The organism is Lacrimispora brassicae (assembly GCF_054772055.1).
Window position 1 is genome coordinate 170835 of record NZ_BRYH01000023.1, and the last position, 12733, is coordinate 183567.

At 40.4% G+C, this 12733-nt stretch carries 10 protein-coding genes; all 10 read right to left on the reverse strand.

From position 1 onward, the window contains the following. Positions 1-185 precede the first annotated feature (185 nt). The 10 genes from ACYVD3_RS11095 to ACYVD3_RS11140 all read right to left on the reverse strand — a co-directional run bounded on the left by ACYVD3_RS11095 (position 186) and on the right by ACYVD3_RS11140 (position 12732). Positions 186-1259 (reverse strand): YARHG domain-containing protein, encoded by a 1074-nt coding sequence (locus tag ACYVD3_RS11095; RefSeq protein WP_460642577.1) that lies wholly within the window; start codon positions 1257-1259, stop codon positions 186-188. 874 nt (positions 1260-2133) lie between these two features. Next, positions 2134-3252, reverse strand: coding sequence for a hypothetical protein (locus tag ACYVD3_RS11100; protein ID WP_460642578.1), 1119 nt, complete (start codon positions 3250-3252; stop codon positions 2134-2136). Between the two features lie 37 nt (positions 3253-3289). Next, on the reverse strand, positions 3290-4762 hold the full coding sequence (locus ACYVD3_RS11105; RefSeq protein ID WP_460642579.1) for a hypothetical protein: 1473 nt from the start codon (positions 4760-4762) through the stop codon (positions 3290-3292). A 90-nt stretch (positions 4763-4852) separates the two neighbouring features. Next, entirely contained in the window at positions 4853-5431 is a 579-nt protein-coding gene (locus ACYVD3_RS11110) for a hypothetical protein (RefSeq protein WP_460642580.1), read from the reverse strand. Between the two features lie 29 nt (positions 5432-5460). Further along, positions 5461-6045: a hypothetical protein gene (locus ACYVD3_RS11115; RefSeq protein WP_460642581.1), complete on the reverse strand. Its 585-nt coding sequence runs from the start codon at positions 6043-6045 to the stop codon at positions 5461-5463. Positions 6046-6057: 12 nt separating this feature from the next. After that, positions 6058-7320 (reverse strand): hypothetical protein, encoded by a 1263-nt coding sequence (locus ACYVD3_RS11120; RefSeq protein ID WP_460642582.1) that lies wholly within the window; start codon positions 7318-7320, stop codon positions 6058-6060. Between the two features lie 9 nt (positions 7321-7329). Further along, on the reverse strand, positions 7330-8721 hold the full coding sequence (locus ACYVD3_RS11125) for a contractile injection system protein, VgrG/Pvc8 family (RefSeq protein WP_460642583.1): 1392 nt from the start codon (positions 8719-8721) through the stop codon (positions 7330-7332). 3 nt (positions 8722-8724) lie between these two features. Further along, positions 8725-9273, reverse strand: coding sequence for a hypothetical protein (locus ACYVD3_RS11130; protein ID WP_460642584.1), 549 nt, complete (start codon positions 9271-9273; stop codon positions 8725-8727). Positions 9274-9304: 31 nt separating this feature from the next. Beyond that, on the reverse strand, positions 9305-10081 hold the full coding sequence (locus ACYVD3_RS11135) for a hypothetical protein (RefSeq protein ID WP_460642585.1): 777 nt from the start codon (positions 10079-10081) through the stop codon (positions 9305-9307). A 29-nt stretch (positions 10082-10110) separates the two neighbouring features. Next, positions 10111-12732, reverse strand: a complete 2622-nt coding sequence (locus ACYVD3_RS11140; protein WP_460642586.1) for a molecular chaperone — start codon at positions 12730-12732, stop codon at positions 10111-10113. Position 12733 lies beyond the last annotated feature (1 nt).

The window sequence follows — 12733 nt, forward strand, 5'->3', positions numbered from 1 at the left end:
TTATCATTGGTTCTTATCATTGTGAAACAACTTATTTATTGTATAGATAGCTCATCCTGGTTAATTTGTACTTCAGTCTCAGACACTCCTTCTTTCATCTCCCCCTCCTTTTCACTACCGAATGAATAGTCAGTCTAATCCAAGCTACCTTCCATTAGAATATTAGATCTATCCATATGTTTTATCTAGCCAGCGTAATTCGAAGGAATATCTTCCATAATATCAATATGAAAACCCGTTATTTGTTTTAGTTCCACATGCCAGTTTGGTTTATAACCATCAATCGATGTGTTGATTTTATAATCAAGCAGTAGTTCATAGAATTCTTTGTTATATTGGTTATCTCGTTCTCCCTCGTACTTTTGCATAAGAATAAATTGAGTTTTCGTGTCATAGATAAGGGTTACATTCTCTTTTACAAGACGATAGATGCTTCCTTCTCCGCCCGTTGACCAGGAAGCCCCCATACCATCAAAACTGAGATAATATTCCACAGTTTCGGGATCATCTGCATTCGGATTATTACAATCAGGATCTATCATAAATGTTAAGACATAACCATCAGTAGATACTTTGGTGACAGTGCCGTAACCCTCTATCTCATCTTCTGGTTTCAAACTCACCAAATATTCTTTTGTAGCAAATCCTCTGTCACAAAGATCTCCTGTCACTTTGATTGTATCACCTTCAATTGTGTATTCAGTTATATTAAATATTTTATCATCATAAAACGTTAGACTAGAAAAAACATCTTCTGACGCCCTCTGCTGCTCAATTGATACAATCATGTTTTGATTGGCCTGTTCAAATTCGTTGAAGATGGTATCACCTTTTTGATCAAACGATTCGGGTGTATACCTTGGAACATACCATGTTTTAGTCGCAAAATAACGTTGCAGATCGTCAGTAGTAAAGGATCTTCCATGACGAGCAAAGATTTCATTGTGAGCTAAACGAAGAACATAATCTGTCAGCTTGTTTAACTCTTCTCTGGTATAGCAACGACTGTCGCCTTCAGGCAGGATATATTCACTTTTATCTGCATCTTTAGTTGTTTCTTCCATAACCGCTTCTGTTGTTGCTAATATAGTTACCGCGGTAGTCCGGCTTTCTGGGTCCGGAAGAAATTCACTCGTGGCATCTGAGGATTTTGATTCCTGGAGTGACGCTTTTACCCCACTTTTGGAACATGCAGTCATACACAGAAATAGTGAGAGGATCAGCAGAATTGATTTTACGTTTTTGCTAGATTTTCTCATATAACACCTCGCGTATATACTGAATAAAATATTTTACATAGTAGCATGCATAGCTAATTTCATTAACTAAAAACAGCTTTTTGTTGAGGTTACTAAAAGGTTCTTCAGCGAAAACTCACCACGTTTATGCCTCTTATTACTCAACTGCTCACCGATTGTATACCTCCTGCTGATGGACAATGATCCCAATAAATCCTCTATATAAAATTTGGAGATTTTTTTCAGTAGTAAATCCTTTTACATTTTGTTATGTATCAAAATAACCTTTCACTAACTCTTAATCAGGACGTTACTTCCCTGCATATGACTCATCTTGCTCGTCTGCTTAAAGTTTCCTTGTATGGTCATTTCAACGAACAAGATGCCAAAGAGTTAAGAGTTCTCGCACAGAAGTCTGTTGGCACTGGCGACAGTGCTCTATCTATTCAGATAACCCATTCTATTGCACAGATTGAGTTATTGGATAACCAATTGGATAGAGTTGAATCTAAGATCACCGATATCATGAAATTCGGCTAATCAGTCATCGTGACCATTCCAGATATCGGATAAATCAATGGCGGAATGATACTCGAAAAATAGGTGGTATTTACCGTTGCTTTAGCCCTAGTAAGCTACTTGCTTTTACAGGTTTAGACCCGTCTGTTTACCAAATACCAATATCGATAGATGTTGAAAAATCACCCTAAGGAAGTTCTATTATAGTTGCCCTTTTTTATCACCGATACAAAAAAGAAATTTCCTGCTTATTTATGTTTTTCATAGCTGGTCTCCTACATGGTTTGTCTCATAATTATCATTAGTTCGATATACTTAGCTTTTGAAATCTAATTCGCTTAGTTGTGTAACTTACACAATATTGTAACTCCCCATTTTAACCTGCTTGTACCTCTGTCTCAAACTCTCCCTCTTTCAGCAGACGAAATGTTGTAATATATTGATCTCCTTTCTTAGTAATTGTCACTCTGGCACGAGTCTGATAGGTCAAATTAAGTGTGAATTCTAAATAATTTTCTTCGGCTATAGTTGTTTGAAATTCATTTCCAAACATAACACTAGCCACTGTTTCCTCTATTCCAACGGACTCCCCAAAGCCCTCTTGTTCCAAAAGTATAAACAATCCTTGTAAAGCCTGTGTATAATCACTAAAAACCATATCTGTTACCCGTTGTATATACTGATCAAACACAAGTTGAATATCGGCTTTAGAATATTCTATTCTGCTAATATCAGTAATTACACTATGTGTTTCATAGTTTTTTTCTACAGGTATATTGCCGGTTCCAGCAATTCCTATTCCGCCAGTAGGTGGTATTTCTAAAACCTTAATGCCCTCCGATTCCTTTTCACTCAAAACCTTTAACGTGGTATAATACGTCTCTCCCCGATCTTCTATACAAACCACAGCGATATCATTTGGAAAAAATAGGAAAAACTTGATTGTATCCTGATCCATAATCGCAGTCTGGTTGTCAGTTCGAAATCGTGTTCTGTATCGATCGGATTCAGCAAAAACCATCTCAGTCAGTCCTTGTAATGGGCTCAGATAATCTCCAAATGCCTCCTCACACAAATCCTGAACATCTGTGTAAAGCACGCCCTGTATTCTTCCTCTATCCCAATATAACCCCAGTTCAGAAACATACACCCCCTCTTTTGACATATCTTTTTGCATATCTCTTACCATAACGTCATCATCACTAACACTTTGCCAGACGGTATTAACATTCTTACTTGTCATGCCTGTATTTCCAAATTCCATTTCTTTATTTGCTTCCTCTGTCACATCCACCTCCACCAAACTACTGCCAATGTCTTGTTTGACATCATTGGTATTTAACTCAGTAACGATTTCAGCCTGTGTGTTTTCTATATGTCCCGTTGGACCGGTAGACATATTAATTTCTTTCACAGTAACTACAGAATAGGTAATAAAGACTATTACTACCAAAGCTGCTATAATCATAAGGCTTCCAAATACTTTTTTTTTCATCACATCCTCCTTTTAACTCTGGATGAATATTGGTCTATCAAAAGTTATGCTTAAATTTTTTCAATCTATATTCAGCTCCTAATGATTTGGAAGTGAACTTCCGATCATTTCCATGTGATCCCATTTCAACCCATACCATCTCATTAGTACTGGTATAACCCACAAAAACTATGACATGCCCATTCTTCCATTCCAATTTATCCTTACCATTAACCTTAACCGTTACATATTCCCCCTTAACAGCAATATCTGCTGGTTTTAATTCCTCCTTTGTTGTAGGTACAAAATCCGCCTTTTTAGACATACCTTCTGTAGTTGAACAGTCCATTTCAATCCCTGCTTTCCAATAGCAGTGTTTAACAAAAAATGAACAATCCAGGTATTTTGGCTCATTTATATTATATGCAGCCATCGTACTATAATCATATTCTTTATTCCCTTGTTGTGGATGTATCTCCCCGTCACAGCTACTCATACAACTATGAGGCGTTTTATATCCTGATCTTAATTGATGATATACACATCCTCGTTCCATGCATGCAATACCTGCCAAGAGAATGACTTTACGAATTTGACTAAGTTCCGGAGTACTCTCAATATAGGCTTTCCAAGACTGCATATTCGCATCAGCTGGCCGTGTGTTACCAATCGCTGTACACACTCCATCACCAGCTACCTCATAAGTAACACCATTATATGTAACGGTCTCCTGATCTTGCCTTGTTATCATTGCCCCTTTATCATTGACATAATATTTCTTACCATTATACTCCAAGATTTTTGAAACTTCCAGTTCTCCATTATCCCTAACACAATACCATTTCTCATCAACCTTTAACCAACCGCCATGTGCCATGGCACCACTTTCAAAAAGGTAATACCACTTTCCGTTATGAAATTTCCACCCGGTTACCATTTGCCCGTTACCGTTAGTCGTTTCAAGGTAATACCATTCCTGATTGATATACTGCCAGCCTGTCAGCATATGACCATTATTTGGTTCCAGATAATACCATAATCCATCTTCCTTTATCCACCCGGTTGCCATAATTCCAGTTTTTGGATCCAAATAGTACCAGCACCCATTATCGTACTTCCATCCCTTTACCATATTTCCGGTAACGGGATCAAAATAATACCAATCATTTCCGTTCTTCCACCAACCAGTGGCATTGCCTGAAGACTGGTTTTGCCCTGATCCATTTGCTCCCGGTGCCATTCCATTGACAGCATTGTTAAAATCAGTGCCAGGAGTAGCCGGCTGTACGCTTCCTCCTGAAGATGGCCCGCTTTGCTGCGGTGTCCCATTCAGCCCTGTAGATGGTCCGGAAAGTGACACCTCATCATCAATGGTAATGGTGTTTTGTCCCGAACCTTGAGTATTGTTTGAACTGCCACCTGAAGATGGCCAAGATCCTTGTCCCGGCAGGCTTATGGATGGGGCAGGCTGACCTCCAGCAAGTGGATTGGGTTGTATTATAGTCTCATTTGTGCTTGATCCAGGCATCATTTTACCTCCTGTACATTATATTTGGTTTCATCCAAAGTAATTCTGTATCTTTATCCATTAATTCTTTTAAAGTCAAACGATATTGTTAATTCACACCACAATCTTATCCCACACTACAGGCAGACGTTCCATATAATCTCCGCACAAAGCAGAAAAATGTTCTTCGATCCGTAAATTACTCTCTGTGATACGGTAAAAGTTTTCTTCTATCATTTCCGGAAACTGCTCTCTAAGAAGATTCCAGTCATCTTCCAGTAATTTCTGCTTCAATTTTAGAATCACCTCTTCTTCGGGCTGCTCGCCCTTTTCTTTTAACAGTTTTTTCACTTCCTTCATATCCACCTTCACACTCTGATAGATAGGCTCAGGATACCAAAAAACCGTTACCTTGGAATCGTCTAGGTAAAGATTGGAATTACTCATACCAAGCAGGACTTTATAGCTTTCCGTCTGCCTGCTGCTTGCCAGCTGACACAGGAATAGATAACGGACTCTTTCCTGCTCATCAAACAACTGTTTCTCTGTTTGGTGGTTAATCGCGGCATCCAATACCTCACAAAACAGCCGGTTTAATTGCGTTCTGTTTGTCTTCAACAATTTCTTTTTCTGTTCCATCCGCTTACTACAGTAATCCTCTATGTAAACTTCCAATTTCTCTAACTGTTCCAATATCGATTCCTCCAAATTCCTGCCACTATCTATTCGACTCCTTTTACATTTTCCTTTACTGTACAGAAAAGTATCTTTGCAATCTTCTCCCAGTCCGGCTTGTCTTCCTTTAAACAACTGAATGTTCCATATAGCAAATGTTGATCCAGTTTAATCAGATATACCTGGTTATAGCTTTGACCATCAATCTGATAGCCATGGTATTCAAACCAGTAAATTTCATGCCCGCTTTCTGTTTCCAATGCTCCCTGCCCGCGAATTCTGATAGACGGATTCACATTTTTCAAGATCTGTTGGCTCTGAAGTGCCAGTTCCTTTGTTCCTCCGCTTCCAACAATCATTTCCAGCTGTTTAAAAGCAAAGCTTACCGTTGCGTTCCAATTACACACGATAAACTCCGGGCCATTTCGGGATGGATATTTGATCTCTTTCATTTTCTCCGGCATTACCATGAATGATGTCGGAAGATACATACTAACACTGGTACAAGGAACATCAATACATTCAAACGTAATCAAGTCATCTCCGGCATAAATACCCGTTTCAACCGTTGTATGTGTTTGCTTTTCAATCTGCCATTTTGTCTCTAATAATTCTTCATCAAAATATGTCATCTGCCAGTTCTCCTATCCCTGGTGAATTTCAATCAAATCCAAAGTTTTTATATAGATATCACCGGCTTTCAGTTTGACGCTGCCGGTAGCTTGAATCCGTAATTGTTCCGGAGTCTGCAAATTGATGGAATGGTCACTGAGCATAAACTTATGCTTTTGTTTAGCTGAAACACCAATCTGCCCTTCGTATAACGTCAGAGCATTATTCTCGCCCGTCATCAGATAACGGTCCTGATACTCTGCATCTTCCCCTACATCCATCGGCAGACAGCGGCAGGCAAACCCCTCCCGTTCATCAGCACAACCAAAAGTCACAAATATCTTTGCGCCTTTTTCAGGCATCGCATAAACGCCATTTCCGGTTTCCGGATACCACTCATAGAAATAATCCCCGGTAGAAACGCCGCCATCGATCTCAAAGGCAACTTTTATCTGCTCTTCTCTCACTTCCAGGACAGTTCCCAAAAGTTCCATCCCAGTAAACTGTTCCCGATAAACGATCTTACTCTCTTTTTCCTTACTCATCAGATAGGAAAACATTAACTCGCCTCGGTCATAAGCAGCCTGCATCTCAAAGACCATGACGGTTTCTCCCCAAAAGGTCGTCGTGTCTCCCAACTGATAGAACTCCGAGCTATTTACTTTATATATCATCCGCTTTTCACCGGTGCCATGCTCACTTCTCTGTATATATACATCATAATCCTCTTCTGAATACCGTGAGATCTCTGCTGATTTTCTGATTCCAAACCAGATATTGGGCTTTCCTACTTCTATATCAGCGATAATATAAGTTCCCAGATAACTGGCCAGACGGATTGCAAACTCCCATTCTGTTTCCTGATAACGGATCACAGGCTTGTCAATTGTTATCTCTTTTCCCGCTGTACAAATAATCCGTCCATTGGCGGACTCAACAATTGTTCTAATTACATCCTCATAGGTGCTATCCGCTTCTTGAAATGATTGGCTGTCCGTCTTGCGATCCAGCATACACGAACCAGTGGTGGCTTCTAACAGTATTTTCTGCACATTTCCAGCCACAACTGTCTTTATACCAGTCAGACATCCATTAAAAATAGTTTCTTTATCCTTCGTTATCTTCACAGAGCTGTCATAAAGCTCCCCTGGCTGCCAGGAGATACTTGGATTCAGTAACCCTTCGAGCCTTAAAACACCATGATGATTCAGCTTCCAATCAAAATCAAACTTATGAACTTCCAATAACGGCACTTCTGTTTCGACTGTAACAAAATCGTTCATCTGAATTTTCATAAGCCCCTCCTACAATTTTATTCTTGATCCTTTTACATTGAACCCTTCTCTATCGACCATCAGCTCTGTTGTTCCCTGACGGATACTGATTCTCTTATTGGCATTTATTTCAATCAAGGAATTCTGGCTGGCAATCTCCAGCCTGGCACCAGCTTGAATCCGAATGGAACCATCACTTACAATTTCTATTCCATCCTCATCGGACATCTCCATATAAGATCCATTATTATTCGTTAACAGAATCCGGTCTTTTGCCAAACGGATCTCTTTTCCTTGTTTATTACGCCAGAACTTACAGCTTGGGTCTTTTCTCAGGCTGCTTCCTGTCTCGTGATATGCACTTGCGACATAGGCTTCCTCTTCTTTTTCCGTTGGAAAATACAGACGGATACCATCCCCTTTTTCCGGCATACAATACCAGCCGGTTCCATCAGCAGAAGAATAGACCGTTGCATAAGAAAACCAACGTTCTCCGGCATGATCTGCATTTTCATCTTCCTGCAGCGTTACCTGCACCTGTTCTTTCTGAATTTTTGTAACAGTTCCAAAGAGGGACGCTCCGGAAACCTTTATATTATCCTGCATGATCGTCTGAAAAGCGGACTCCGGCTTCATATAGTAAGTATGATACAGTTCGTTTCCTCGCATTACGGTTTCAATCTTCCAGACAATCAGTGTACGCCCCTCAATTACTCCCTTATCCCCTAGTTGATAGATATCCCGGCTTTTCCATATATAATAGTTGAGATCCTGTGGTGTAACATCGAATCCCTGGTTTTTCTTTTCCCAATAAGCTTTCATATTACACTGCTTATTATATTCCTGCATATCCCCAGCAATGGCGGCATCACGTTCTGGCAGACCAAAATAATATTTGGAGCCTTTTGTTTCTGCATCAGGCACCACTACCGTCTGGTTCTGACTGGCCAGACGTTTGATAAACTCCCAGTCCGTTTCCTGATACTGCACTACCAGCTGTCCAATCTGCCGCGTCTTCCCGACCTTCATGATTTTGGCGGCATTTTCATAACCACTGTTACAGGTTTCTAATAGCTGCTCGTATCGCAGTGATTTTGCCTGGAAGGTACGTGTATGCTTTTGCATATCCATCAAATCGGTACCGGAGGTTAACGTCAGCTGCATCAAGCAGGTTTGTCCTGTTACCTGCAGTACCATATCCTTTACCATCCCACAAATCCAAACCTCTTCACTATCTTCATTGATTGCATAAACATGAGGCCAGCAATTGTCATTTCCAAGAGCTGCATATTCTTTCATTCTGGCAATCGGAATTACACCCTCAAAGCAATACTCCATGTGTTCATTGACTTCCTGTGTTCCTTTGCAGCCAGATACCCGGAACTCATCAAAAAACTCCAGCTTTAAACGTCCTTCTCTCATGCGTTATCTCTCCTGTTCTTTTTGATATAGTTGAATTTCCTCAAATCCCAGTCCGGTGATTCCCCTCCGGATTAAACTTTCCACCAAATCCAGTGATAGAATGGTATGACGTTCTTCCCCTTCTGTTACCCAAAAGATGTGTTTTTCTATAGATGCTTTTTCTTTTCCCTGTTGTCCGGTCTGAGATACACAGGTTCCATCTTTATACCGACGGATTACTAATTGTACCTGCTCGGATTCATCAAATACAGGAAGATAATACAACTCCGGTTTCCCTTTCTGCTGCTCAAACAATACAATCTCTTTCGTAAAGATAAGCTCCCGGTACATCTTAATTATATCCTTTACCCGTGGGGATATCATCAAAAACGGGGCACGAATAATATCTGTGAATTGCAAATCATTTGCTGGTTCCACAAAAAATAACTGTCGCTCTGGCAGCTTGGGGTATGACTTTATGGTTATATCGCGAACATTAAACTGCCCATGCCAGTCTATTAGCTTTGGAGCGTACTTCAATTCCGGTGTATCTGTCATCCTAAAGTATTTCACGTCTTATACTCTCCTTTCTGCCTCCATATTTTTAATCAATCAGGATCTTTCTTCGTTCATTTCTTGGGGCATCCACCTGTATTTTTCCGGACTGTGCAGTTCTTAGAATTGTACACATACCCCTGTAAATATCCTTGTTTGTTTCTTTTCTTCTTCCACTTCCCGGTTCCCGGTCATTCACATAATGTTTGAGAATTGCGGGTGCGACTGCATTGGACTGATTCAGGCAGGTATAGGCAAATGCAATGTCTTCCGTTTTTTTTCCGGAAGCCTGTAATATTTCTTCTGCATAAAACTGTGTAACGAATGGTGACAGGGAATTTCCCCCTTTACCGCCCCAGCCTGCATAAAGCAGGTTGATCGTATCATACTCTGTTTCCAAATCGAAAAAATCTTTGTATTGCCCCCGCAAGGCTGCACCCTGGCGCAAATGAAAACGGCAAAACTCTATTTCATTTTCCATGCATTCCTCAGACAATGCCAGCCCAAAAGAAATTTGATATGTAATAAACTCAGGAGAAGGATCACACAGTTCAATTCGAGCTTTCAAATATTGAATGCAGTCGGTTGCTTGATATGGAATTCGTTCTGGCTCTGGCAAGAGTAATATTTTCTCGTCATATTTTATGATTCCCGGAGATATCACTAACTCAGCGCCCTCAACAAGAATGCTGCATCCAGATAAGATGCCAAAGCTAAAGTCCTGCCATGTTAAGCCCATCTGGTCGTAACTATAATCCCGAATTGCAATCAGTGCCTCTTTCTTTAAAATTCGGTTTTCTTCAAATAAAGGGTATCTGCCCTGCATGAATCCTACCTCCAGTATCATCTAATCTTTTATTTCGTCCCATCAAAAAAGTTTTGTACCCATTGCTCATTTTCAAAGCCAAAGATGTTTTCTTTTCCCAGATACAGTCTCTGCTGCTTGCGGTATACCGGAACAACAGAGAATGCCCACTCCAACGGTCTGGTCCATAGGAAAAACCGGACTTCATAATCTTCAATATCATCCGTATTCTCCTGCCGGATCCAATCCCCGTATTTGGCATAGATCTGTTCATATTCTGTTTCTTCAAAATCAGATAAGTTACTATTGCACAAATAGCGATAACGAAGCTTTCCGTCTACATCTTTTAAGTAAAACTCTAATGTCAAATTCTCTACATTTCTGGATATCATCCCGCTGGCACCGCTTCGGGCCAGACGCTCAATCAGGATTACCTCTTTTCCCTGATGGGTATAAGCACTAATCTGGTATGGAAGGGCCGGCTCTTTCGCCAATATGGAAATCCGTGTAAGGCCTAATTTCTTATCCCGCAGATATTTAATTGCGCCGTCTACACAGCTCATCTTAAAGCTGTTATCGATATTCTTGTCCTTTCTGCTCCGGCTGGTCTGAATTGCCCGTCCCGGAACAAACTCTTTGATGGCATCCCGAAACAATTCCATCTTGCAGGACTGACCCGTCAGTTTTATCATGGAATACTCTTCCAATACATCCCGCCGGTACATATCTTCCAGAAACTGCTTAATAATACTGTAGATGTCTGCCCGAAGAAGCAGCTCCAAATCAAAGATATTATAGACCACGGCCGGAACAGACTTTACCGTCCCCAAACCCTTTTTTCCCATAACTGAAAGTTTCCATTTATCGGTATCGATCCATGTAATATAGTTATTTCGCTCATCCCCTTCGCCGATGCCAATCTGCAGCGTGCCAACCTGATTGTAAAATTCCTTTTTCACGGTCTCGGCCAGGGTAAACAAAAAATAGAAATTATTCTTTACCTTATAATAATCTTCACGGCTGCGATTCTCATAGTCTTTGTATCTGGTTGGAAGATATTGCTCTGCCTCCCGGTAAACTGATTCTAATTCCTGGTATAATGCTGCAGCTTTGCTCTGATCCACACTCCGGTAGATATCCAGATCAAAACCATTCAGTATCGTTCTAGTTGATTTTAAACTTCCAATTTCCATACCGTTTACAATTGCGATCTTTAAAAGCTGCATCACGCGATAGGTCAGATTATTTCCACCAAAATCTGTATCACCATTTTCATATGCGGTTTCAATTTCAATCCAAAAGGAGGGCTTTCTATCTTCGATTCGGAAACTTCCGGAACACAAATCAGTGGTTCCGCCACCACAATCTAATATCAGTGCCTTATATTCGGCTCCATCTTCAAACTGATTTCCTGTAATCAGATCGGAAATGGTGTTATAAAGCACTGCCACTCCCTCATCAATCATATCGTCTTTTTCAATGGCGTAGCCTGGCAGTATCTCATCAAATAACCGGATAAATTGGTTTTTTTGCTTAACCGGACAGGAAATATGTACTTTATCAATCTTACACTTATATTGATCTGCAACTGAAAACAGCACATATTCAAAATATGCCTTTAAAATTTCTTTTCTTTTGATAAGCTGCCGGTGCCCTTCCCGGTCGGTTATTTCCTCTGCTTTTTCATAATCACCAATCCACCGCTTAATATCATAAAACACACAAAATCCTTCATCAATATAGCTTGAATTAGCCAGTCTGATTGCGTCATAGCCAAACAGATACTTCGGTTTTCCATTATGCAATGACTGTACGCCGACAACACTGGGAAGCATTGTAGTCTCTTTCCAGTCGTTAATCGTATTGTAAAAGGCAGCATAGCGAATGGAGTTAATTTGATTTTCTACTCTTTCATAAGCGTGGCCGGTTTGTTCAAAATAATGGTAATCCAAAAACACACCTGCTGTTGTATTGGTCGTTCCAAAATCAATTGCAACTGGCACTGACAACTTAACAGGCTCTTTGATTTCAAAATCCAGCAACGGAACTGGATATATTGGCAGGTATTCCGGAAAGTTTGTTTCTTTCCCCTCGTAAATCTGGTAGAACAGCTCTGATTCCCTTCGTTCCAGGCAATATAGAGTATAATTTTTCACGTCTGATTCATAACAGGCAATTTCAGCCGTCTTGGTCAGATACAAAACGTCGGTATGTTCTCCCTTTGGTAAGATATTTAAAATAGCACAGAGTGAACCATCACCGCTGACAAGAAGAGCATTACTTCCTGCAAATCGCGGATCATATGGAATCGTATAACCATCCTGATAATTCATTGCCAGTCCCCGGTAGACAACAAGCTTGGAACGGCAGTGCAGAAATCCCGCGTCCTGCAGTTGCAGTTTGCTGCGGCTCAACACTTCTTCGATTGATTTTCTTCCCACACCGTTCTGGCGTTGAATTAAAAAGTATTCATCTGCTCCCCGGTAATGAAGAATCGTATGGATCAACTCCTCCTTATCCATCGGGTTAATCATACCCTGTACAATTTTCTCCCTCATGCAGATTTCACGTAACTGGAAGGTAGTCATCAATTCCAAATCTGCTCTGCGATAACGAATATTTGATTTTTTCAGTTCCGTATTCTGTTTCAGTTGGTATCCGTATCTGTTCATT